Origin of the sequence: Mycobacterium sp., assembly GCF_965229105.1 — a bacterium.
Taxonomy (GTDB): Bacteria; Actinomycetota; Actinomycetes; order Mycobacteriales; family Mycobacteriaceae; genus Mycobacterium.
Map to the genome: position 1 here is coordinate 6,002,811 of NZ_OZ245858.1, position 23,526 is coordinate 6,026,336.

A 23,526-nucleotide genomic window follows, 5' to 3' on the forward strand; every position below is an offset into this window, starting at 1 on the left:
CCCTGTGCGAGTGGCTTTTTAAGTTTCTTGGCCGGTATGTTCCGGCGTTGAGATAACTATGTCGCACCTCCGAGGCCCGGCCTGTCAGCCGACCGGCCCCCACACCGGATGAACCACGTGTCCCCCGATAGGGGGACCATGGGAGCCGGACCATGTGTCGCCCTCGTCGTGGAATCATGCAGTCATGTCGTCGAGGTGGCAGCACGATGACCTGCTCCATGCCTGGTGGGTGGAGCAGGGCCGTCTGCTCGCCGGCGAATACCCGGGCACCTCCACCCCGGAAAGGACGATCGCCAAACTGGGTGTGCTGGTTGAATCCGGCATCGACTCCATCGTCGATCTGACTGCCGACCAGGACGGACTCATTCCGTACCGAGACCGGCTCCAGGGGATCCGGTATGCCAATCACCCGATCCCGGACATGGGTGTCATCGACCACGCCGGTTATGACGGGATCCTGGCCCGCATCGGCGAAGAGATGGATAACCGACACACGGTCTACGTCCACTGCTGGGGCGGAAAAGGCCGGACCAGCACGGTGATTGGCTGTCTACTCATCGACGGCGGACTGGACTACGACGCGACCATCGCCCGGATAGCCGAGCTGCGCGAAGGCACCCGCAAAGCCGGCTCCCCGTGCCCGGAATCGGCTGCCCAACACCAGCTGCTGAAAGCCCGCGCCGACCGAAAGCGCTAAGACCGAATCCACCCGACGCTACGGTTCGACCATGTCAACGGAAATCACAGTGCGCGGAACGTTCTCGGCCTTTCAGGCGCCCGAACGCGCAACGGTGCACGCGAGCATCTCCTACGAAGGACCGTCGATGCAGCCGGTTTATGACCGGGTGGCCCGCGACCTGGACGCCGTGAAGCGCTCGGTCGAGCCGCTGAAATCCAGCGACGCCGTCACGTGGTGGTCGGCGGAACAACTGCGGACCTGGTCGAACCGGCCGTGGCACAAAGACGGTAAACAACTCCCCCTCGTCCACCACGCGAGCGTCGATGTCGAGGCCAAGTTCAAAGACTTCGCCGCGCTATCGCGCTGGGTCGGCGAACACACCGCCAACACCGAAGGCTTCCGCGTCGGCCGAGTCGAGTGGGCGCTCACCGAGCGCCGCAAGGAGGAACTGACCAAAGACGTCCGCACCAAGGCCGTTCGCGATGCTGTCACCCGCGCCCAGCAGTACGCCGACGCACTGAACCTCGGCACGATCACTCCGCTCGCGATCGCCGATGCGGGCATGCTCAGTGCGAATCTCAGTCCCGCAACGAGCCCGAGCGGAAACTACTTCCGCGCCCAAGCGGTCCAGGGTGGCGGAGCGCCCGACGTCGAGTTCGCCCCCCAACACATCGAAATCACCGCCCAGGTCGATGCCCGCTTCGAAGTAACCCAGGCCTGAAATGCTCAGGGCCCGGATGCGTGAGCATCCGGGCCCTGACCCCACTTCCGCGACAGTGGTGGCTTTTCTTTGTGAACTACTTGTGGTTCTGGTGGTGGTGATGGACCGCGGTACCGGGCTGCGGGGTGTTGGTTTGGTGCGGGAAGGCCGGGTGACTGATCGAGGGCCCCGTATTCGCAACCGAGGTCTCGGCGTGGCTGATGGTGGCGGTGCCCAGGGCGATCATCACCGGGGCGGCGAGCAGGACCAGACCCGAAGCAATGCGGCGAGTTACGGCGTTCATGTGAATCTCCTTGTGCGAGTGGCTTTTTAAGTTTCTGGTCCGGTATGTTCCGGCGTTGAGATAACTATGTCGCACTACCGAGGCCCGACCTGTCAGCCGACCGGCCCCCACACCGGATGAACCACGTGTCCCCCGATAGGGGGACCATGGGAGCTGGGCTATGGGAAGCTCACACCGTGCGAATGGCGGAGTGCTGATGATTCAGAAGATTCGCGTCGTGGTGGGGGACGATCACCCGCTCTTCCGTGACGGCGTGGTGCGTGCGCTGCAGAACAGCGGCGAGATCGAAATCGTGGCCGAGGCGGACGACGGAACCTCCGCGTTGGAGGCGATCAGAACCCACAAACCCCAGGTCGCACTGCTGGATTACCGCATGCCGGGAATGGACGGCGCGGAGGTGGCCGCGGCCGTCACCCGCGACGAGTTGCCGACCAGAGTGCTGCTGATCTCCGCACACGATGACGCCGCGATCGTGTATCACGCCCTCGAACAAGGCGCCGCGGGTTTCCTGCCGAAGGAATCCAGCCGCAGCGAGATCGTCTCGGCCGTACTGAGCTGCGCCAAAGGCCGCGACGTCCTACCGGCCTCGATGGCGGCGGGGTTGGCCAGCGAGATTCGCAAGCGGTCCGAACCGTCGGGGCCGACGCTCAGCGGGCGCGAGCGCGAGGTACTCGTGATGATCGCCGACGGTAAGACCATCCCGGCCATCGCCGCCGAGCTGTACCTGGCGCCGTCGACGGTCAAAACCCATGTACAGCGGTTGTACGAAAAACTCGGCGTCAACGATCGGGCCGCAGCAGTAGCCGAGGCCATGCGGCGCCGACTGCTGGAATAGCGGAGTGCGCTCGCTCAACCGCATCATCGATTACCTGGCCGCCGAACCGGTGCGCGTGGCGGCGGTGCTGCGGCCGCCGATGATCGGCCTGATCGTGCTGATCTCCGATGTCGGTGGCGTGACGAATTGGCTTCCGGTGGTCTACGACTCTGCCCTGGTCATCTACCTCACCATCGCGGCCCTGTGGCTGTTCTTTGCCCTGCGCGGGCCACTACCGTCGTGGGCCGGCTGGATGTCGACGACGATCGACGTGGTCGCCGTCGTCACCCTGTGCCTGTCCTCGGGCGGCGCCACCGCGTGGCTGCTACCGGTGTTTTTCCTGCTGCCGATTTCGATCGCCTTCCAGGATCGGCCATGGCTGACCGGGGTGCTCGGAATCAGCACGGCGGTGGCCTATCTCGGTGTGTGGATCGTCTACTCCAAACGTGATGACACCGTGGGATTGCCGAATATCGTCTACGTGCACTTCGGCTTTCTGTTCTGGTTCGCTCTGGCCACCACCGCCCTATGTCTGGTGCTCTCCCGCCGCTCGGCCCGGGTGAACGCGCTGCTCGAAATGCGCCGCCAATTGGTGTCGGAATCGATGCGCGCCGATGAGATCTCCAGCCGTGAACTGGCCGAAACTCTGCACGACGGCCCGCTGCAGAATCTCCTTGCGGCGCGCCTGGACTTGGAAGAGCTCGCCGAGCGCTACAACGATCCCGATCTGGAAGCGGTTCGGCTGGCTGTGACGCGAACCGCCGCACAGTTGCGCTCGACCCTGACCACGCTTCATCCGGCGGTGCTGGCCGAGCTCGGGTTGGCACCCGCGCTGCGAGAATTGGTGCGCCAGTACAGCGATCGCGACCACTTCGAGATCGAGACCGAACTGACCGAGGTCGGCAAACCGCCCGTGCAGGATCTGCTCTACCGGGCGGCCCGCGAGCTGCTGACCAACGTCGTCAAACACGCCGATGCCACCCACGTGCTGGTCCGCCTGGTTCGCGAGGACCGGTGGATCACCCTGTCGGTCATCGACAACGGCCGCGGGTTCGACCCGGCGCTTGTCGACGAGCGCATCACCGAAGGACATATCGGGTTGGCCTCGCTGGTCGCCCGGGCCGAGGCAATGGGCGGGACGATGGAGTTTGCGCCCGCCGATGGCGGCGGCACCCGCGCTACGATGACCACCCCCGCCACCGCCGACTGACGCTAGTCGTGTTGGCCGCAATCGGTACTCGTCGGCTTCGACGGCCATGCGCAGGCTTCGACATCGCTGATGCTGCCGTAGCCGCCGCCGGTGAATACCCCGTAGGCGTCGCCATTGGTGCCCGTATAGGTGGCACCGCCGCCTCCGCCACCACCACCTGAATTGGTGGCGGTGACCGTCCAGCCGTTGCCTTCGAGCGCGGTCTTGTATGCGTTCATCACGTCGACGGGTGACCCGTTGACGACGAAATGCTGATGGATACCGTTTTCGGCGATGGCGTCGGGGCCGTCGGTCCGCTGATTGCCAGCCGGCGTGGGGATCAACGACGGCAGGTCGGTGCTGGCGCTGGCCGCCGTGCTGGTCGCCGTGCTGGGCGCCGCGCTGGTCGCCGACGCAACAGTCGCCGGCGATGCGCTTGATGGCGAAGTCGCGGCGCTGCTGGCGGCGGCCTGGGTGGTCGCGGCCGGCGACGGCGAAGAGCTGCTGCAACCCGCGAGGGCGCAGCCGGCAATCGCCGCGACGGTCAGAACATAGATGGCGCGGTTCGTGCTTTCTCCGTGGTGTTGTGCGCGCGCGGTGAACAACGAGCCCCGCTGGCGCCGGTCGATGGGTGAATCTGATGTCGCGGAAGCGAGGTCCTTCACGTGAATCTCCTTGTGCAAGTTGGTCTTTAGGCTCACTAGCCGGCATATTCCGGCGATAGCTCAACTATGTCTCACCCACGGTTCCCGGCCTGTCCGCCGACCGGCCCCTACCCGGGTGGAACACCTCGTCCACCGATCGGAGGACACACCTGCCCGGTTTGGCGGGGTGGATCAGGCAAGATCAGTGAGGTGAGCTGCTGCGCGAGGCCTGTAGAGCGATGAGTGACATCGGTAAAGGCATGCGCTGGCTGTTGCGGTTACCGCTGCGGATGCTCTCGCTGCGCACCATCGTCATCGTCGCCGCGCTGGGAGTGGTGACCACGGTCATCATCATCGGCACGTGGGTGTGGGTCGGTATCACCAATGACCAGTACAGCCAGCTCGACCGGCGACTGGACTCGCTGAGCAGCCTCGGCGATTTCAGCACCCTGCTGGGCAGTGCGCTCAACTCGGAGTCCTACCAGCCCACACAGGAAGGCAGCCTGGTGCGCACCGCCCGGATAGGTGGCGCCACCGTCTCGGTGCCGAGCGATATCGTGCTGCCGGAATTCCCGAACGGTTACGCCAACACCACCATCGACGGGGTGGATTACCGCGTCCGCACTTTCGTCGCGGGCCCGGCCACCATCGCCATCGGCGCACCCGTCGCCGAAACCCAGAAACGGATCAACGAACTACACCTGCGGGTGCTGATCATCTGCGGCAGCATCATCGCCGGCGCGATCCTGGTCGGCTGGGTGTTCTCCCTGATCATGATCAACCCGTTCCGACTGCTGGCCCAGCAGGCCCGCGTCATCAACGCGCAATCCAAACCCGACGAAGTCCAGGTGCGCGGGGTCTGGGAAGCCGTGGAAATCGCCGAGGCCGTGGAAGGAATGCTGGCCCGTATCCAGACCGAACAGGAACGCACCAAAGCTGCCCTGGAATCGGCGCGCGATTTCGCCGCCGTCGCCTCCCACGAGTTGCGCACCCCTTTGACCGCGATGCGCACCAACTTAGAGGTGCTGTCCACCCTTGACCTGCCGGACGAACAACGCGACGAAGTCATCGGCGACGTCATCCGCACCCAGGGCCGCATCGAGGTGACGCTGACCGCACTGGAACGTCTGGCCCAGGGTGAACTGACCACCACCGACGATTTCGTTCCCGTCGATATCACCGAGCTACTCGACCGGGCCGCACACGACGCGATGCGCACCTATCCCGAGTTGTCGGTATCGCTGGGGCCGTCGACCACAGTGCTGATGCTCGGCCTGCCGGCCGGCCTGCGGTTGGTCATCGACAATGCCATCACCAACGCCGTCAAACACGGCGGGGCCACCGAAATCCGGCTCAACGCAATCAGTTCCGCCGACGGGGTGGAGATCACCGTCGACGATAACGGCAGTGGCGTCCCCGAAGAGGAACGCAGCGCGGTCTTCGAGCGGTTCGCCCGTGGGTCGACAGCGTCACGGACCGGTTCGGGACTGGGTCTGGCGTTGGTGGCTCAACAGGCCGAGTTGCACGGCGGCACCGCGTCGCTGGAAGTGAGCCCGATGGGTGGTACGCGATTGATGCTGCGACTGCCCGCCCCCGGATCGCGCCCGGAAGACACGTCATTTTGACCCCGCCCGTTTAACCGTGACGCGCCATTTATTCGCCAACAAATAAGGCGTTCCCGACGGTATTGCGGCGTAATGTTCTTTCATCTCACGCTGTTAGAACATTGGGGAAAAACTTGAAGCAAAAAATTGCTTTGGCGGTCGCCGCCGCGGCATTGATCATCGGCCCGATCGCAGGTGCCCAAACGGCACAGGCCGCGCAGGCCACCACGCCCGATACGACGGTCACCACTCCCGCCCCCGTGCAGGGACCGAAGACACTCATGCTCGACTGCCAAGGCAGCACCGGCAACATGGGCTGCGGACCCGGCTGGTTCTGGCGCGACGGCTGGCGCGGCTTCGCGTGCTACCCATGCTGACCGCTGTGCGGCGCGTGACGGCGGGCGCGCTGATGATCGCCGGCGCCACCGTCACGGGTATGGGTGTTGCGGTGGCCGATCCCGGTGACTACACCGGACTTTTGGTTCATCCCAACGACGTCACCGATTCCAACGCCTATTCGTCCGGGCCGCCGATCCTTGATCCCAACGGTCAGCCCGGCGCGCAGGCGGTCTACACCCACCGCGACGGCACCCGCGCCATCACCGATACCGTGCTGGTGCTCGCCGACCCGGTGGCGGCCACCGCCGCGTTGGAAGCGGCGCAAGCCAACAGCGGCATCGCCAACCCGAAGTCCTCACCGGCGCCGGTCGGAGTCGGCGGAACGTTGCTCACCGGAACCGGAGAGAACGGACAGTCGGTCAGCGTGTTGTTGTTCACCCAGGGCAACACGGCAACGACAGTGGAATTCGATGGCCCCGGAAACGATCCGGTACCGCAGGATCTGGTGGTCGAGTTCGGCCAGCAACAGGACAACACCATCAAAGGTTGGCAAGCCGCCGCAGGCTGAGCCACCTGCGGTGGAACAACCAGAAGGACCGGATGCGCGCATCCGGTCCTTCTAGTTTTTGCGCGGCAGGCGCTGGAGCTTTTACTCCTGGCAGACCAGCTGCGTGGCAAATTCGTCGAACATTAGAGATTTACTTAAGAGTCAAATCTTGCCCTCATTTATTGACTCGCGGAATAGAGTTTGCCGAGGCGTCGGTTACCCTCTCCACCAGGAGCAAATCATGTGGGCTGCAAAGCATTTGGATCTCGTTTCTGGATTCGCTGTCGCGGTGGGGGTGAGCGCGGCGATGCTCACCGGATACGGTGTGGCATCTGCCGACACCGGCTCCACCGGCACATCAGCGAATTCTGGTAGTGCCGCACACAGCAGCCCTGCCAAAGCGTCTGCGGGACCGGCGAAATCATCGGCATCACGACAATCGCCGGGGTCGGCGGCCTCGGCAAAGAAGACCAACACCCAGGTCGTCGCGACCACCACCACCGGTAGCACCGCTGTCGATGACAACGCGAAGGCTTCAGCCACCGAGGCCACGGTCTCGGATACCGCCACTGCGTTGCCGGCGATCACCAAACGCTTCGCGCCCATCCGCACTCCGAAGGCGACGGCGACTGTATCGACCCTGACGACCACACCCAGCGGACTCCTCGTACCGTCCGCGGCAGCAACGGCGTCGGGACCGACCGGGCTCGCCGGACTGATCCACGACCTCTTCGACCCACCGGCCGGCAACTCCCCCACCACGCCGTCGGCACCGACCGATGTCCTACTGGCTGCCGCCACCCGCCGTGAACAGGCCGCCGCGGCAGTACAAGTGCAGCCGACGTTCAACCTCACCAACGGCGTCATCTACGGCAGTGTCAATGGAACGGGCACCAGTCCGTTGACCTACACCGTGATCGGCGATCCCAGCGCCGGCGGGAAGATCACGCTCGACCAGACCACCGGCACCTTCAGCTTCCTGCCGGATCTCTCGGTGGTGCAGAACCACACTTCAGAGACCTTCACGGTGTTGGTGAACGAGACAACGCCACTGGTCACCATCTTGACCGGCATCCCGGTGGTGGGATCGCTCATCGTCGAGCCGATCGTGATGGCGCTCTACCAGGTGCCCGTCCTCAACGACCTGCTGGCACCGCTCATCGGCGCCTCGACGATGACAAATGTGGTGGTCCCGGTCGGCACCCTCGTCGGCGATAACCCGGTGGCGTTCACCACCAAGATCGCGTCGTTCGACGGCACGCTGATCAGCGTCAACTATTTCCCCGCCACGGGGCTGACCACCGGTGACGATGCGCCCACCATTCTGAATGGTCCGGGTCTGGGCACGGCAGGCAATATCGACCCGACGTCGACGTCGATTGTCGGCGGCCTGGTTCCGGGTCTGGTCCCGCTGCGCGACGGTGGCTACAACGTCATCACCTGGGACCCGCGCGGCGAATTCGCTTCCGGCGGGGTGCTGCAATTGGACTCCCCGGCATATGAGGGCCGGGATGTTTCGGCCATCATCAGCTGGGCCGAAGGCATGAGCGCGGTCGAGAAGGATGGCACCGGCGATCCACTGATCGGTATGGTCGGCGGCTCCTACGGCGGTGGTATTCAGTTGGTCGCCGCAGGCATCGATAGCCGTATCGACGCGATCGTCCCCGGCATCGCCTGGAACAACCTCAGCGCCTCGCTCTACCCCAGCGACACCTTCAAAACGTCCTACGCATCGCTGCTGCTGCTGTCGCTGGTGACCACCGGCGCCCGGATCAACTCACAGATCTACGCGGGCATCCTCACCGGCGATCTGCTGGGCGTGCTCACCGAAAGCCAGCAGGCGTTGCTCAACAGCAGTGGCCCAGATTTCTTGATCGGCAACATCACCGCCCCAACGCTGTTCATCCAGGGCACGGTCGACGTGTTGTTCCCGCTGGCCCAGTCCATCGCCAACGCCGACGCGTTGAACCCGGCCGTCCCGACCAAGATGATCTGGTTCTGCGGCGGCCACGGCGCGTGCCTGACCCTCACCGATGAGCAGCAGCAGGCCCAGACGGACTTCCTGGTCAGCCAACAATTGGATTGGCTGGATCATTACGTCAAGGGCGAGGACATCGAAGACGGACCCGCTTTCCAGTGGATCGACCAGAACGGCAATGAGTTCGCGTCCGACCTGACTCCATCCGCGGACGGGTTCAATCTGCCGGCTGCCGACAACCTGGTCACGACGGGCTCCGGTCACATCCTGCCCATCGTCCCGCTGATCGGCGGCTCGGGACCGCAGACGGCAATCTCGCTGCCGTACTCGCTCGGTCTTGGCGCCCCGGCAAGCAATGCCGTCAACATCCCGTTGAACCTCGGCACCGAAGAGGCACAAATCGTGGCGGCACCCACGCTGACCATGACGTACTCCGGCATCGGTACCAGTCGTAGCGTCTACGCCCAGATCGTCGATGAGGACACCGGGCAGGTGGTCGGCAACATCGTCACCCCGATTCCGGTCACGCTCAACGGGCAGGAGCAGACGGTCGAGATCCCAATGGAATACATCGCCTACACCGTCAACCCGGACGGCCAGGCCAGTCACCTGACCCTGCAGATTGTCACGACGGCGACACCGTTCCTGAACTTCACGCAGTACGGCGTCATCAACATCTCCGACGTCAGCGTCTCACTGCCCGTCTACAACCAGGCGAACAACGCGGTCGACGCCGCCGACCTGGTCAGCGTGGCGTAGCTCGCCCAAGGGCCCAAAAAAAAACTTTGCCAACCCACTGACTCCCTCTCGTCTTCGGACGAGGGGGAGTTTTTTCTGCCCCCTCACAGTTCGCCCAATGCGCACAGCGCGGTCGATGATCCGCACGCCGGGATTCGCACAGGCATGACAGCTACCATCGGACCCACAACGGCGTGTTGTTCTTGACCTAATCAGGCACATCTATGACCGCGAGGAATTCAAAGTGACAACTGTTCTGGCTGATCTACGCCGAAAAACGCGGGTTGTCCGCAGGCGCATCCGCCATAAAGTTCTTGATATCGATTCGCGCTACCCAACTCTCGGGCGGTGGACCCAGTATGTGGTCATCGCCGCGTTGGTCCTGGTGACCATCGGCTTGGTCATCTACGCCCTTCAGGCTGCCGGCGGCCGCTGAGCAGAGCGCTCTATTCCCTGGCCCCGAGACGGGCATCGCTGTGATGTAACCGCTGCACGCACTCGAGCAGTGCGCGGTGCAGATCGGCATCGGCCACATCGCGCAGGCGCGGATCGGTTGCGCTGCCGTAGACACCCGCGGCAATCATCGATGTGGTCACGCGAGAAGCGATAGTGGGATCTGGCCCGGTCAGCAGGGCGCTGAGCCGGACGGTGGCATCCTCGAATTCCACGTGTGAGTGCACCACGGATTCGATGGCGGGATCCCCGTAGAAGGCGGCGGTCAGCCGGCGATGGCGGACGGCGAATTCAACCAGGCCGCCGAGGACCGCCTCCTGCTGCGCTTCCGGTGACGTCATCGATTCGGCGATGCGCAACAACCGCAGGATATCGTCGAAGACCGGCTGGATCACCGCGATGACGATGTCTTCCTTCGACTGAAACTGGTAGTAGACAGACGCTTTGGTGACCCCGAGACGGTCGGCAATCATCTGCAGCGACGTGCCGTTGACGCCGTGCTCGGCGAACAACTGCAGTGCTGCCTCCAGAAGCCGCTCGCGGGCGAAGCCACGAGCTGATACCGACTTCGCCACCACCGCCCCTTCCCACTAGCAATTTGTCCGTGAGCTTAACGCCGTTCCTGCGTGATGGAGCCAATATGCCGTACGACTTGCCTCAAGTCAGCTCGTTGGATAGTTTTACTCTGCCGATCGACTGATTACCGACATCAGCGGTGGTGCGGTCCTCGGCCGCGCAGGGCATTGCCCACGGGCGTGGCGAGTAGGGAGAAGTGATGAAGTTTCTTCAGCGAGTGTGGATTCCGATACTCATCGTCATCATCGTCGGGGTCGGGACCTTTGCCGTCATGCGAGTGAAGACGTTTTTCGGTGCTCCGGATCCGGCCAGCCAATCCAGTAAGCCCGCCGAGGACACCAAGCCGTTCAACCCCAAAGTGGTCACATACGAGGTCTGGGGTAACGGCAGCTCAGCCGATATCAACTATCTGGATCTCGATGCCCAGCCGCAGCGGATCGACGGTGCCGCCCTGCCCTTCACGCTGACACTGAGCACCACCGACCCGTCGGTCTTCCCGAATATCGTCGCCCAAGGTGACAGCACCGATATCACCTGCCGCATCACCGTCGATGACGAAGTGAAAGACGAACGAACCTCCACCGGCGTCACCGCCCAGACCTTCTGCTTGGTGAAATCTGCATGAGTTCCCCCCATAACGACGAGCCCACGGACGCCATCCCGACCGGACGGCACGCCACGACGACGACCACCGAACACCAGAATCGCGGCGGTATCGCCTTGTGGATTCGCCGGCTGGCAGTGCCAATCGTCCTGATCTGGATCGCCGTCATCGCCGTCCTGAACGTCATCGTTCCCCAGCTGGAAGTGGTCGGACAGCTGCGTTCGGTATCGATGACGCCTGACGAGGCACCGTCGATGATCGCGATGAAGCAGGTCGGTCACGTCTTCGACGAATTCAACTCCAACAGTTCGGCGATGATCGTGCTCGAAGCCGATCAGCCGCTCGATGACACCGCGCACAAGTACTACGACGAGATCGTGTCCAAGCTCGAAGCGGACACCAAACACGTTGAGCACGTGCAGGATTTCTGGGGCGACCCGCTGACCGCCTCCGGTGCGCAGAGCCCGGACGGTAAGGCCGCCTACGTCCAGGCGTACCTCGCGGGCAACCAGGGCGAAGCCTTGGCCAACGAATCGATCGAAGCAGTCCAACACATCGTCGACGGCATCCCGGCGCCGAACGGGGTCAAGGCCTACGTCACCGGCGCGGCAGCCATCGCGGCGGATCAGCAGATCGCCGGCGATCGCAGCATGCGGATGATCGAGGCGCTGACGTTCACGGTGATCATCGTGATGTTGCTGCTGGTGTACCGGTCCATCATCACAGTGCTCATCGTGCTCGGCATGGTGGTGCTGGAGTTGGCCGCCGCCCGCGGATTCGTCGCCTTCCTTGGGTTCCACGAGATCATCGGGCTCTCGACGTTCGCCACCAACCTCCTGGTGACGCTGGCCATTGCCGCCGCAACGGACTATGCCATCTTCCTGATCGGGCGATATCAGGAGGCCCGAGGGGCGGGCGAAGACCGAGAAACCGCTTATTACAGCATGTTCCACGGCACCGCACACGTGATCCTCGGCTCAGGCTTGACCATCGCGGGGGCCACCCTGTGCCTGCACTTCACCAACCTGCCGTACTTCCAGTCATTGGGGATCCCGTTGGCGGTTGGCATGTTGATCGTGGTGCTCGCCGCACTCACACTGGGTCCCGCTTTGATCACCATCGTGGGGCGATTCGGCCTGCTCGAACCCAAGCGGGCGCTGCAGACCCGGGGTTGGCGCAAAGTCGGTGCCGCCGTGGTGCGTTGGCCCGGGCCCATCCTGATCGCGACGATCGCGCTGTCGCTGGTCGGTCTGCTCACGCTGCCCGGCTATCGGACCAACTACAACGACCGCAACTACCTCCCGACGGATCTGCCTTCACAGCTGGGGTATCAGGCTGCTGACCGGCATTTCTCGCCGGCGCGGATGAACCCCGAATTGCTGCTGATCGAGTCCGACCATGATCTGCGGAACTCGGCGGACTTCCTGGTGATCGACAAAATCGCCAAGGCCATCTTCAAGGTGCCGGGAATCTCACGTGTGCAAGCGATTACGCGGCCACAAGGCACGCCGATCGAACACACGTCGATTCCGTTCCAGATCAGCATGCAAAGCACCACGCAGAAGATGAACGAGAAGTACAACCAGGACATGACGGCCAATATGCTCAAACAGGCCGACGATATGCAGAGCACCATCGATTCGATGACGAAGATGTCGAGCATCACGGTGCAGATGGCCGACACCATGCACATCATGGTGGCGCAGATGAAGAACATGACCGTCGACATCCAACAACTGCGCGACAACATCGCCAACTTCGACGACTTCTTCCGGCCGCTGCGGAACTACTTCTATTGGGAGCCGCACTGTTTCGATATCCCGGTGTGCTGGTCTATCCGCTCGATCTTCGACACTCTTGACGGTATCGACACCATGACCGATGACATCCAGGCGCTGATGCCGCAGATGGAAAAGCTCGACACCCTGATGCCGCAGATGGTCGCCTTGATGCCGTCAATGATCGAGACCATGAAGAGCATGAAGACCATGATGCTGACGATGTATGCCACCCAGAAGGGTATGCAGGATCAGCAGACGGCCGGCTCGGAGAACGCCACCGCGATGGGCCAGGCCTTCGACGCCGCACAGAACGACGATTCGTTCTATCTACCCCCGGAGACGTTTGACAACCCCGATTTCAAACGCGGTATCAAACAGTTCATCTCGCCGGACGGCAAGGCGGTCCGCTTCATCATCAGCCATGACGGTGATCCGATGACGCCCGAGGGCATCAAGCACATCGATGCCATCAAGCAGGCCGCCAAAGAAGCACTCAAGGGCACCCCGTTGGAGGGGTCCAAGATCTTCCTGGGCGGAAGCGCCGCGATGTTCAAGGATATGCAGGAGGGCGCCAACTACGACCTGCTGATTGCCGGAATCGCCGCTCTCTGTTTGATTTTCATCATCATGCTGATCATCACCCGCAGCGTCGTAGCCTCGGCGGTGATCGTCGGCACCGTCGCATTGTCGTTGGGCGCGTCCTTCGGCCTGTCGGTGCTGATCTGGCAGCACATCATCGGGATCGAACTGCACTGGATGGTGCTACCGATGTCAGTCATCATCCTGCTGGCCGTGGGTGCCGACTACAACCTGCTACTGGTCTCCCGGTTCAAAGAGGAAATCCATGCCGGGCTGAACACCGGAATCATCCGCTCGATGGGTAGCACCGGATCGGTGGTCACCTCCGCGGGCCTGGTCTTCGCGTTCACCATGATGTCGATGGCGGTCAGCGAGTTGACGGTCATCGGCCAGGTCGGCACGACGATCGGCCTGGGACTGCTGTTCGACACCCTGGTGGTCCGCTCGTTTATGACACCTGCCATCGCCGCGCTGATGGGCAAGTGGTTCTGGTGGCCGCAGCGCGTCCGGCAACGGCCGCTGCCCGAATCATGGCCCACTGCCCCGCCTAAAGAAGAGGTCAACGCAACATGACCGGAAATGTTGGTCGACCGATGCTCGCCGCTGCGTTACTCGTCTGTGCGGCAACGGTTCTGGCTCCGGCGGCACACGCCGATCCTGATACCGATTTCGCGAACGAGCTGCACAGTTACGGGATCTACGGTCCGCGGGACTACAACGCCTGGATCGGCAAGATCGCCTGTAACCGCATGTACGACGGACTCGACGGCGACGCCTACAAGTCCGCCCACTTCGTCTCCATGCAACTCCCCAAGGGCAGCACCACCGCCCAAGCCTGGCAATTCCTGGGCTCGGCCATCAACTTCTACTGCCCCGACAAACTGCCCGTCCTCCAGGCAGCAGCGGTGCCCCAATGAAAGGTCAGGTGACCGCGATGCGCCGGTCTCACACACGTCGTTTGCTCCGCACCACCGCCGCCGCACTGGTCATGACCGCCGCCGTCACCGCCGTGCCAGGCATCGCCTCGGCCGACGCCTCCGACGACTACCCGATCCCCAACCGGATCATCAAAACCACCTGCACCGTCGACCAATACATGGCCGCCGCCCGCGACGTCGAACCCATCTACTACTCCCGGTACATGATCGACTACAACAACCGCGGCCCCGCCATCGAACAAATGGCCCGCGACCGCATCTACTGGTTCTTCTCCCTCGACGCCGCAGGCCGCCGCCAATACTCCGAAGACACCGCCACCAACGTCTACTACGAACAAGTCGCCACCCACTGGGGCAACTGGGCCAAACTCTTCTTCAACAACAAAGGCGTCGCCGCCAACTCCACCGACATCTGCATGAACTACCCACCCAGTGACCCCTCAGTCTGGGTTTACTGACGTTCGCAAACATCTGACAGCAACTGCACTTATCGGCACTTGCGATCGACGTAGACCGCCGTGCGCGCTGCGCAACCGCGAGCCCGGGGAATCGCGGCGCAACTCCTGCGACACTCCGGTTTACCTAAACGTGATCTGACCTCGCGTTTCGGGCTGTACCTCATTACCGCCAAGTAAGTTAGCCGCCGATGTCATTAGTTAGCGTACGTAACGTTGCCTCCGACAGTGGCAGCCCCTTTGCCCAACCCGACTCTATTAGCCAGCAACATTAGTGCCTTGGCCAGCACCGGAGCACTCACTACCCTTCTGGATAGGTCGTTAAATTCATCCTTGAATTCCGCTCTTACTCGGGAGTAAGTTGCGTTAGCGTCAACTTCGTTCGGAAGGTTAGAGCCCCTATAGGAAGACTGGGAGAATCATGCAGATAGCAGTTCGGTCGTACCTCACCGCCGGTATCGCGGTCGTCGGCGCAACCGCGATCGTCGCCGCACCGATAGCCGTAGCACCGCCAGAGGTGCACATCCCTGCAACGCTTGGATCCTCCGCCGCGGTCGATCTCACGGCGCTGGCAAACCCCATCACCGAATGGGTGCAGGTCATCCAGACCAGCCTCAACAATGTCGCCGCACTGGGCGCCCAGGTGCAGTCCGACCCAGCTCCTATCCTCCAGCAGCTCATCACCAACCAGCTGGGCTACGCAGCTATCGCCGCCCCGGCGATCGAGCAGGCGGTAGGCAGTCTCGTGGCACAGGTGGCCGCGTTCCCCGCCGCCCTGGCCACCGCCGCCAGCCAACTCGCGGCAGGCCAATTCGCCGATGCGGTTACGACGGTGTTCCAAGCCGGGTTGGCCGTGGTTCTCGGGCCGGTCATCAGCCTGCTATCGCTCCCGGTGATCTTCACCGATATGGCGCAGAATTTCGCGAACGTCGTCGCTGCCATCCCGAATGTGCTCCTCCCCATCGGCCTGTCCGCGATCTCCCCGATCGCCGGTGTGGTCGGCACCTTCGGCAGCACCGGACAGGCGGTCATCGACGCGGTAGCCGCCGGGCACTTCGATGACGCCATCAGCGCGATCGTCAACGCCCCCGCCGCGTTCACCAACGCCTTCCTCAACGGGGTGCCCTCACAGGGCACCGTCGGACTGCTCACCCCGTTCGATACACCGTTCACCTCCGGCCTGTTCGCCACGCTGTTGAATGCTCGGGACACCATCGCCCAGGCGTTGGGCGCCCCCGCACCGACGGCATTGGCCGCCACGAGCAAGGTTTCCGAGCTCCCCACGGCCGCCCCGACGGTCACCCTGTCAACCGCAACGCCGAAGCCGGCGTCGTCCGGACGGCAGGCGCCCGCCGAAAACGCAACAGCTGCAACGGCATCTGCCGCCCCGGCCAGCACCGAATCGACATCCACCGACTCGTCGAGTGCTACCGACACCTCGTCGACGTCTACCGCAGTGACCACAGCGACCGCAGGCGGTAAACACCGGGCCCAGTCCGACAAGCCGGCCAGTGCGGCTTCCGACAAGAGCAGTGGTTCGGGAAAGACCGGCTCCGGAACGGGTGCACGCAGTAAGCGGGCCGCTTCGTCAAACAACGGTTAACGGTCAGCCGGGCTGGCTACCTTATCGCCGAGGACCCCTCCTTCCATCGGGAAGGAGGGGTCCTTTTTTTGCCCCAAGAAGGCTTGCGTCGGTGACAGGGCAATGCGCTTCGACCACGACTTACAGGTCACGAGGGTGTAGCCTCAGAGGTGCTGGCACTCCCAGCCCATCCGGAATGGCTCAGCATTCTGACGCTGATCTGTCGAGCATCCGCTCACGCCGGAGACACCGCTTGACCGCTTAGTCGGGATAATCTTGAATGCTCCATCGTTGGTTCAGTCGTTAATCACCCCTATTGGGATGCAACACTTTTCGTACCTGCCAAGCGTTGCCATCCTCAGCACGTATCCGCCGACTCTGTGTGGCATCGCGACGTTCACCGCGGCCTTGTCCGACGGATTGGCTGCCAAGGGTGTCGCGGTCAGCGTGGTACGCATTGCTGACGACCAGGTCTGTGCGCGCGACAACCTCGTCGGTGAGCTCGTCAACGGCTCGCCAAGGTCGATAGCGGAAACCTCGGAGCTGCTGAACCAAAGCGATATCGCTGTCATCCAGCACGAGTACGGCATCTACGGCGGACCCGATGGCGACGAAGTCATCCAGATCATGGAGAACCTGCGCGTCCCATCGATGGTCGTCGCCCACACAGTGCTCAAAGACCCGACAGCTGAACAACATTGGGTACTCGGGCGGGTAGTGACGCTGGCCGATCAGGTCGTGGTCATGTCCGAGACCGCCCGCCGCCGGCTGTGCGAGGCGTACCCTGACGCGCGCCACAAGGTCACCACGATCCCCCACGGCGCCGCACTCCCCCAGACCGCCGCCCTGAAGCGTTGCGCGCGACCGATCATCTTGACCTGGGGACTCATCGGCCCGGGCAAGGGTATCGAGCGCGTCATCGACTCGATGGCAGTACTCAAATCGTTGCCCGGCCAGCCGCGTTACGTCATAGCCGGTCGCACCCACCCCAAGGTGCTCGCCACCGAGGGTGAGGCCTACCGCGATGCCTGCATCGCACGAGCGCAGCGCCTCGGGGTCTCCGACTCGGTGTCCTTTGACCCCATGTACCGCAGCCCCGCCGCGTTGACCACCCTGATATTGCAGGCCAGCGTCGTCGTGCTGCCCTACGACTCAAAGGAGCAGGTCACTTCCGGCGTGCTGGTTGACTCCGTCGCGACCGGTCGGCCCGTGGTCGCGACCGCCTTCCCCCACGCCGTCGAGTTGCTCGGCACCGGGGCGGGCGTCGTCGTCCCGCACGACAACCCCGATGCAATGACCGAGGCGTTGAAGCGGATTCTGGTCGACCCCCGGACCGCAGGCTCGATGGCCTCCGCAGCCCGCGGGCTCGCGCCAACCTTGGCGTGGCCCGTCGTCGCCGACGCGTATCTGACCGTGGCCCAACGCCTCGTCGCGGCGCGCTCGGCCAGGGCGTGACCGCCGTGACCGGCGCCGCGCCCGCCCCGCTGTTCGCGCACCTGCTCCGGATGACAGACCACCGGGCAACCTACGAGCACGCGACGTTCGCCGAACGCCGACCCGAGCACGGTTACTGCACCGACGACATGGCCAGGGTGCTCGTCGTCGCCACCAGGGAGCCCGAAACGCCAGGTGTGTTGAACGGGCTCGCAGGCAAAGCGCTGACCTTCCTCAACGATGCCCAGTCCTATAACGGGGCCTGCCGCAACCGGATGGACAAAGCCGGGAACTGGACCGATCAGCCCAGCACCGACGACCACTGGGGTCGCTGCATCTGGGCGCTGGGCACCGCCGCCGCGTACAGCGACGTCAGCATGGTTCGCCGGCTGGCCGCGATTCAGTTCGAACGCGCCGCCAAGGTCAGGTCACCGCACCCGCGGGCGATGGCCTTCGCCGCGATCGGCGCCGCCGAACTCCTCAGCATCGAGCCCGGCCAGACGACCGCGCTACGACTGCTCACCGATTACGCAGCCGGCCTCGCCGTGCCCAGCGATGACCTCGCCTGGCCATGGCCCGAGCCGCGCCTCACCTACGCCAACGCAGTGCTTACCGAGGCGATGATCGCCGCAGGCGTTGCGCTCGTCGACCCTGCGCTGACTCAACGTGGCCTGGCACTGTTGGAGTGGCTGCTGGCCTACGAGACAGCAGACGGTCATCTGTCGCCCACCCCAGTCGGGGGCCGCGGACCACAGGACGACAGGCCCGCATTCGACCAGCAGCCGATCGAAATCGCTTCGCTCGCCGACGCATGTGCGCGCGCCGCCACCGTCGATCCGCGACCGCTCTGGCCTGAGGCCATCCGCTCCTGCGCTGACTGGTTCCTTGGCGATAACGACGCCAGCCAGATCATGTGGGATCCGGAGACCGGGGGCGGCTTCGACGGTCTGCTCGCCGACACGGTGAACCTCAACCAGGGTGCGGAGTCGACGCTCGCGGTGATCTCCACCTTGCAGCAGGCGCGCCGCTTCGCCGTCGTCCCACAGTGACTGTCCCACAGTGACTTCGGTGCGGGCAGAGCTCGTCACCCGCAGCCCACAGCGGCTCGCCGCCAACCCCGCACGAGTGATCACCCGGCTCTTCGTGCCTGGCCAGGAGGGCTTCGAACTCCAGGAGTCCCGAGCGGGTTTGGTGCTCAAGCGCATCCTCGCCCTCAGTGACGAGGACGTGCAATCGGCCCTGGACGACGTGGTCGTTCGTTTCGACGGACGCCACCGTGACCTCGCGGGCATTTTTCGTCACCACGCCCAGGAGCTAGCCGACCGGCTTGATCCCGAACGTCGCCTCTCCGAGGCCCGAACGTTGTTGCTGGGCGCCACCTTCACCAGCGAGTACGCCATCGAGGGTGCCGCCTTGTGCAACCCCAGCATCGTCGCCCACCCCGATCAGAGCGATACGGCGCCGGGCAGCCTGCGTTTCGTAATGAGCACCAGGGGAATCGGAGAGGGCCACCTGTCGTCCATCGGGTTCCGCACCGGCGTCGTCGACGCTGCGGGCCGGGCCACGATCGACGAACCCACGCCCTACACCCAGACCGGAGGTGTCAGTGACGCGCTGCTGGACACCGCGGTGTTCCGCAGCGAACTCGGCCGCATCGGCAATGTCGGCGAGGCGGCCAATTACGTCCTGCACTCGCTCGATGACAGGTTCACCCGATCCGACCTCGAGGAGCGCCTGGACCACCTTCGCGCCAACCTGCGCACCCGCGGACACGGCGAACGCGCGGCCGATCTGATCCGCACGATCGCCGACCGTTTCTACGCCGTCGAATTCCCCAGTGAGACAACTCTTTCCGAGCGGGTGCTGTGGCCGGCGATGGAGGCCGAGCAGGCCGGCGCGGAGGACGCACGCTTCGTTCGCTTCGTCCACGACGACAACTCGGTCACCTACTACGCCACCTACACCGCCTACAGCGGGTCCGTCATCAGCCAACAGCTGCTCGAGACCAAGGACTTCCGGTCCTTCACGTCCGGGCCGCTCGTCGGCAAGGCCGCGGCCAACAAGGGTTTGGCGCTGTTCCCCCGGCGCATCGGCGGCCGGTACGCCGCCATGTCACGATCGGACCGCGAAACCAACACTGTCGCCTTCGCCGACCATCTTTCCGTGTGGCCGAGCGCGTCGCCCTGCCAGCAGCCGACCGAGACGTGGGAAGTGCTTCAACTCGGAAACTGTGGCCCGCCAATCGAAACCGATGCGGGCTGGCTGGTACTCACCCACGGCGTCGGGCCGATGCGCACCTACAGCATCGGTGCGATTCTGCTCGACATCGATGACCCGACCCGCGTGCTCGGCCGACTCCGACGCCCCCTGCTGAGCCCCGCCCGCGACGAACAGGACGGCTATGTGCCCAACGTCGTCTACTCGTGTGGCGCGCTGGTACACGCCGACACCCTGGTGATCCCCTACGGGATCTCCGACGGTGCGATCGGCCTGGCCACCGCACCGCTGGCGGAACTCATTGCCGAGCTGCTGGCAGGCACGCTGAGCTGACCTACGTGCCCGTGAACGCAGTCAGGCCCCCTCGAAAGGGGGCCTGACGTCGTGTGGCAGGTACAGGATTCGAACCTGTGTAGGCGTTAGCCGACGGATTTACAGTCCGCTCCCATTGGCCGCTCGGGCAACCTGCCGGATTCGCCCCATTCCGGAACCCCGGTTTGGTGCGACTAGCACGGTACTACGAGGATGGTCCCAAGACGAAAACGCACCAACCCAGAAGGGAGCGAGTCAATGGCGGATTCCAGCTTCGACGTCGTCAGCAAGGCCGATCGCCAGGAGGTCGACAACGCTCTGAACCAGGCCGCCAAGGAGTTGTCGACCCGTTTCGACTTCCGTGGCACCGACACCACCATCGAATGGCAGGGCGAGGAGGGCATCATTCTCGTGTCGTCCACCGAGGAGCGGGTGAAGGCCGCGGTCGACGTGTTCAAGGAGAAGCTCATTCGGCGCGACATCTCCATGAAGGCCTTTGACGCCGGCGACCCGCAGCCGTCGGGCAAGACCTACAAGGTCATCGGCAGTATCAAGCAGGGCATCGACAGCGAGAACGCCAAGAAGATCACCAAGCTCATCCGCGACGAGGGCCCCAAGGGCGTCAAGGCGCAGATCCAGGGCGAGGAGATCCGCGTCAGCTCCAAGAAGCGCGACGATCTGCAGGCCGTGCAGTCACTGCTGCGGGGTGCCGACCTCGAGGTGGCGCTGCAGTTCGTCAATTACCGGTAGCGGCTATCTCGCTGGCTGGGCGGTTGCCTACTCTGGGACGTGACGAGTACCACACCCGCGAGCGAGCGAGGTTGCATGACCGCGACACCCCAGACAGAGCCGCAGCCGGCCGCACCCGATGATGCCGACGTCCTGGACGTCGTCATCGTCGGGGCGGGCATCTCGGGTATCGACGCGGCGTACCGCATCGCCGAACTCAACCCGCGTTTTTCCTACGCAGTCCTCGAGCGACGGGCGCGCATCGGCGGCACCTGGGACCTGTTCCGCTATCCGGGGGTGCGCTCCGACAGCGATATCTTCAGCCTCAGTTTTCCGTTCGAGCCGTGGACGCGTGATGAGACCATCGCCGAGGGCGCGCACATCCGCGAGTACGTCACCGCAACCGCGCACAAGTACGGCATCGACAGCCACATCCGGTTCAACACCCAGGTGGACTCTGCGGACTGGAACTCGCTGACCAACCATTGGACGCTCTCGGTCACCGAGAACGGCGCGGCCCGCACGATCCGCGCGCGGTACGTCTTTTTCGCTTCCGGCTATTACAGCTACGACGAGCCCTACAACGCCGAGATTCCCGGTCTCGACCAGTTCGGCGGAACCATCGTTCATCCGCAGTTCTGGCCAGAGGATCTCGACTACACCGGCAAGAAGATCATCGTCATCGGCAGTGGCGCCACGGCGATCAGCCTGATCCCGGCGCTCGCGCGCGACGCCGCCAAAGTCACCATGCTGCAACGCTCCCCCACCTACATCGGATCGGTTTCGCGCGAAGAGGGCAGCACCAAACTGCTACGACGACTCCTGCCGCTTTCCACCGCGCACTCGGTGGCCCGCTGGTATCACGCCCTGTACACCGCCGCGGCGGTGCATCTGGCCCGTAAAGCGCCCGGACTGTTCAAGCGGATACTGCGGAAGATGGCCGAAGACAACTTGCCTGCGGGTTACGACATCGACACCCACTTCACCCCCACCTACAACCCGTGGGACCAGCGGATGTGCGCCATCCCAGAGGCCGACCTGTATGTGGCGATCAGCGAAGACCGGGCCGAGGTCGTCACCGACCACATCGACCACGTCGACGCCACCGGTATCGCGCTGGCGTCCGGGACGCATCTCGATGCCGACATCATCGTCACCGCGACCGGGTTGCAGCTCCAGGCGCTCGGTGGTGTGGCGATCAGCCTTGACGGCGTGGAAATCAAACCGCAGGACCGCTTCGTCTACAAAGCTCATCTGCTCGAGGACGTACCGAATCTGGCGTGGTGCGTGGGCTATACGAACGCATCCTGGACGTTGCGGGCCGATATGACTGCGCGCTCGGTGGCAAAAATGCTGCAGTACATGGACTCTCGGGGATATACCTACAGCTATCCGCACCGCGGTGACGAACCGATGACCGAAAAGCCGACCTGGGATCTACAAGCCGGGTACGTGCTGCGCGCACCGCACGCGCTACCCCGGTCGGGGACCAAGCGACCGTGGAACGTCCGGCAGAATTTCGTCGTCGACGCCATCGATCACCGCTTCGACCGGATCGACGAGTGCATGATCTTCGGGCGGGTCGCTGACCGCGTTCCGGTCGGCGAAGCGGCACTGAAAGGCATTGCCGCGCAGTAGCACTGGGCGCTCTGCCACACCAGCAACACCTGCCTCAGATTCCGGCGGGTGTGCTCTTTGCCCGCCTCGTAGCGACAAGTGGTCCTGGCTTCACGCCGACAACGGCTACCGAAATGCTCCGTAGGTCACCAGGCATATCACGCCCGCTACCGCCGCTGCCGCGGAACCGAGCGCGAAGCCGCGCGTCCGAGGGCTGAATGCGAATGCACCCGCTAGAAGCAGTGGTAGCACTGGAACAAAAAAGCCGAGAAGAGGGTAAGCGATCAATAGATTCGAACCCACCGCCAGCCCGAGAACCGTGCTGAACCCGCTGGTCCGCGCCTGCCTGACACCTAGTGCGTCTCGCCTGTCAGCCATACTGATTCACCAACCATCCGACAAAAATCTCCAACACGATTGGGCCGCCTGCCAACGGAGCGATCGCCAGAGAAGCTGCTGCGGTCCGCAACTCGGTCGTTTTGCCCAACACGGTAAGGGGAACACCGACCAACAGCATCGTCATTATGACGATTCCCATTGGGAGCCAACCGATTAGACCGTCCCCCATGGACTCGCCACTTCCAAAACTGCTCGCCAACAAGCCGTAGGCGATACCACCCACTACAGCGGCAACAAATACCGCGACCGTCCAGTTGATCTGCCCCGCGGCCGATCCCGGCGACTGCACAACTTTGGTTTGCTCCATAACAGCT

24 protein-coding genes and 1 tRNA gene are annotated in these 23,526 nt (G+C 63.7%); 20 read left to right on the forward strand and 5 right to left on the reverse strand.

Features of this window, described 5'->3' with window-relative positions:
* Positions 1–184 precede the first annotated feature (184 nt).
* Together ADBZ9O_RS28280 and ADBZ9O_RS28285 are read left to right on the forward strand one after the other, a co-directional pair.
* The gene (locus ADBZ9O_RS28280; protein WP_526526561.1) at positions 185–697 is read left to right on the forward strand and encodes a protein-tyrosine phosphatase family protein; all 513 of its coding nucleotides are present in this window, start codon (positions 185–187) and stop codon (positions 695–697) included.
* Between the two features lie 31 nt (positions 698–728).
* Entirely contained in the window at positions 729–1,400 is a 672-nt protein-coding gene (locus tag ADBZ9O_RS28285) for an SIMPL domain-containing protein (protein ID WP_526526563.1), read from the forward strand.
* 76 nt (positions 1,401–1,476) lie between these two features.
* Here ADBZ9O_RS28285 and ADBZ9O_RS28290 read toward each other — a convergent pair whose 3' ends face one another.
* Positions 1,477–1,683: a hypothetical protein gene (locus ADBZ9O_RS28290; RefSeq protein WP_526526564.1), complete on the reverse strand. Its 207-nt coding sequence runs from the start codon at positions 1,681–1,683 to the stop codon at positions 1,477–1,479.
* Positions 1,684–1,879: 196 nt separating this feature from the next.
* Here ADBZ9O_RS28290 and ADBZ9O_RS28295 point away from each other — a divergent pair, with 196 nt between their 5' ends.
* Both ADBZ9O_RS28295 and ADBZ9O_RS28300 read left to right on the forward strand, forming a co-directional pair.
* The gene (locus tag ADBZ9O_RS28295; RefSeq protein WP_526526566.1) at positions 1,880–2,518 is read left to right on the forward strand and encodes a response regulator transcription factor; all 639 of its coding nucleotides are present in this window, start codon (positions 1,880–1,882) and stop codon (positions 2,516–2,518) included.
* A 4-nt stretch (positions 2,519–2,522) separates the two neighbouring features.
* The gene (locus tag ADBZ9O_RS28300) at positions 2,523–3,707 is read left to right on the forward strand and encodes a sensor histidine kinase (protein ID WP_526526568.1); all 1,185 of its coding nucleotides are present in this window, start codon (positions 2,523–2,525) and stop codon (positions 3,705–3,707) included.
* A gap of 2 nt (positions 3,708–3,709) precedes the next feature.
* Here ADBZ9O_RS28300 and ADBZ9O_RS28305 read toward each other — a convergent pair whose 3' ends face one another.
* Positions 3,710–4,030: a hypothetical protein gene (locus tag ADBZ9O_RS28305; protein ID WP_526526569.1), complete on the reverse strand. Its 321-nt coding sequence runs from the start codon at positions 4,028–4,030 to the stop codon at positions 3,710–3,712.
* Between ADBZ9O_RS28305 and ADBZ9O_RS28310 the strand changes: the two genes are divergently transcribed.
* The 6 genes from ADBZ9O_RS28310 (at position 4,020) to ADBZ9O_RS28335 (ending at position 9,972) form a co-directional block, all read left to right on the forward strand.
* Positions 4,020–4,241, forward strand: a complete 222-nt coding sequence (locus tag ADBZ9O_RS28310; protein ID WP_526526570.1) for a hypothetical protein — start codon at positions 4,020–4,022, stop codon at positions 4,239–4,241. The genes ADBZ9O_RS28305 and ADBZ9O_RS28310 overlap by 11 nt on opposite strands.
* A gap of 373 nt (positions 4,242–4,614) precedes the next feature.
* Entirely contained in the window at positions 4,615–5,955 is a 1,341-nt protein-coding gene (locus tag ADBZ9O_RS28315) for a sensor histidine kinase (protein WP_526533592.1), read from the forward strand.
* Positions 5,956–6,068: 113 nt separating this feature from the next.
* Positions 6,069–6,311: a hypothetical protein gene (locus ADBZ9O_RS28320; RefSeq protein ID WP_526526571.1), complete on the forward strand. Its 243-nt coding sequence runs from the start codon at positions 6,069–6,071 to the stop codon at positions 6,309–6,311.
* Positions 6,305–6,841 (forward strand): hypothetical protein, encoded by a 537-nt coding sequence (locus tag ADBZ9O_RS28325; protein WP_526526572.1) that lies wholly within the window; start codon positions 6,305–6,307, stop codon positions 6,839–6,841. The genes ADBZ9O_RS28320 and ADBZ9O_RS28325 overlap by 7 nt, the downstream gene beginning before the upstream one ends.
* Positions 6,842–7,061: 220 nt before the next feature.
* Positions 7,062–9,557 carry a CocE/NonD family hydrolase gene (locus ADBZ9O_RS28330; RefSeq protein ID WP_526526573.1) on the forward strand — a complete coding sequence of 832 codons (2,496 nt, stop codon included), beginning with the start codon at positions 7,062–7,064 and terminating at the stop codon, positions 9,555–9,557.
* A 223-nt stretch (positions 9,558–9,780) separates the two neighbouring features.
* Positions 9,781–9,972, forward strand: a complete 192-nt coding sequence (locus ADBZ9O_RS28335) for a hypothetical protein (protein ID WP_526526575.1) — start codon at positions 9,781–9,783, stop codon at positions 9,970–9,972.
* A gap of 10 nt (positions 9,973–9,982) precedes the next feature.
* Here ADBZ9O_RS28335 and ADBZ9O_RS28340 read toward each other — a convergent pair whose 3' ends face one another.
* The gene (locus ADBZ9O_RS28340) at positions 9,983–10,564 is read right to left on the reverse strand and encodes a TetR/AcrR family transcriptional regulator (protein ID WP_526526577.1); all 582 of its coding nucleotides are present in this window, start codon (positions 10,562–10,564) and stop codon (positions 9,983–9,985) included.
* Positions 10,565–10,764: 200 nt separating this feature from the next.
* Between ADBZ9O_RS28340 and ADBZ9O_RS28345 the strand changes: the two genes are divergently transcribed.
* The 8 genes from ADBZ9O_RS28345 to ADBZ9O_RS28380 all read left to right on the forward strand — a co-directional run bounded on the left by ADBZ9O_RS28345 (position 10,765) and on the right by ADBZ9O_RS28380 (position 20,488).
* Positions 10,765–11,190, forward strand: coding sequence for an MmpS family transport accessory protein (locus ADBZ9O_RS28345; protein ID WP_526526579.1), 426 nt, complete (start codon positions 10,765–10,767; stop codon positions 11,188–11,190).
* The gene (locus tag ADBZ9O_RS28350) at positions 11,187–14,102 is read left to right on the forward strand and encodes an MMPL/RND family transporter (protein ID WP_526526581.1); all 2,916 of its coding nucleotides are present in this window, start codon (positions 11,187–11,189) and stop codon (positions 14,100–14,102) included. The genes ADBZ9O_RS28345 and ADBZ9O_RS28350 overlap by 4 nt, the downstream gene beginning before the upstream one ends.
* Positions 14,099–14,446: a DUF732 domain-containing protein gene (locus ADBZ9O_RS28355; RefSeq protein ID WP_526526583.1), complete on the forward strand. Its 348-nt coding sequence runs from the start codon at positions 14,099–14,101 to the stop codon at positions 14,444–14,446. Before ADBZ9O_RS28350 ends, ADBZ9O_RS28355 begins: the two co-directional genes overlap by 4 nt.
* Before the next feature lie 71 nt (positions 14,447–14,517).
* Positions 14,518–14,925, forward strand: a complete 408-nt coding sequence (locus ADBZ9O_RS28360; protein ID WP_526533274.1) for a DUF5078 domain-containing protein — start codon at positions 14,518–14,520, stop codon at positions 14,923–14,925.
* 418 nt (positions 14,926–15,343) lie between these two features.
* Positions 15,344–16,525, forward strand: coding sequence for a hypothetical protein (locus ADBZ9O_RS28365; RefSeq protein ID WP_526526585.1), 1,182 nt, complete (start codon positions 15,344–15,346; stop codon positions 16,523–16,525).
* A gap of 300 nt (positions 16,526–16,825) precedes the next feature.
* The gene (locus tag ADBZ9O_RS28370; RefSeq protein ID WP_526526587.1) at positions 16,826–17,959 is read left to right on the forward strand and encodes a glycosyltransferase; all 1,134 of its coding nucleotides are present in this window, start codon (positions 16,826–16,828) and stop codon (positions 17,957–17,959) included.
* 5 nt (positions 17,960–17,964) lie between these two features.
* Complete coding sequence (locus ADBZ9O_RS28375) at positions 17,965–18,987, forward strand: glycosyltransferase (RefSeq protein ID WP_526533594.1); 1,023 nt, start codon at positions 17,965–17,967, stop codon at positions 18,985–18,987.
* A gap of 10 nt (positions 18,988–18,997) precedes the next feature.
* The gene (locus ADBZ9O_RS28380) at positions 18,998–20,488 is read left to right on the forward strand and encodes a glycoside hydrolase family 130 protein (protein ID WP_526526589.1); all 1,491 of its coding nucleotides are present in this window, start codon (positions 18,998–19,000) and stop codon (positions 20,486–20,488) included.
* A gap of 54 nt (positions 20,489–20,542) precedes the next feature.
* Here the strand turns inward: ADBZ9O_RS28380 and ADBZ9O_RS28385 are convergent.
* Positions 20,543–20,625, reverse strand: a tRNA-Tyr gene (locus tag ADBZ9O_RS28385).
* 100 nt (positions 20,626–20,725) lie between these two features.
* Between ADBZ9O_RS28385 and ADBZ9O_RS28390 the strand changes: the two genes are divergently transcribed.
* Together ADBZ9O_RS28390 and ADBZ9O_RS28395 are read left to right on the forward strand one after the other, a co-directional pair.
* On the forward strand, positions 20,726–21,217 hold the full coding sequence (locus tag ADBZ9O_RS28390) for a YajQ family cyclic di-GMP-binding protein (RefSeq protein ID WP_163796843.1): 492 nt from the start codon (positions 20,726–20,728) through the stop codon (positions 21,215–21,217).
* 75 nt (positions 21,218–21,292) lie between these two features.
* Positions 21,293–22,834, forward strand: a complete 1,542-nt coding sequence (locus ADBZ9O_RS28395; protein ID WP_526526591.1) for a flavin-containing monooxygenase — start codon at positions 21,293–21,295, stop codon at positions 22,832–22,834.
* Between the two features lie 349 nt (positions 22,835–23,183).
* On the opposite strand, the gene ADBZ9O_RS28400 is transcribed toward ADBZ9O_RS28395, so the two are convergent.
* Positions 23,184–23,519, reverse strand: coding sequence for a hypothetical protein (locus ADBZ9O_RS28400; protein ID WP_526526592.1), 336 nt, complete (start codon positions 23,517–23,519; stop codon positions 23,184–23,186).
* Between the last annotated feature and the right edge of the window lie 7 nt (positions 23,520–23,526).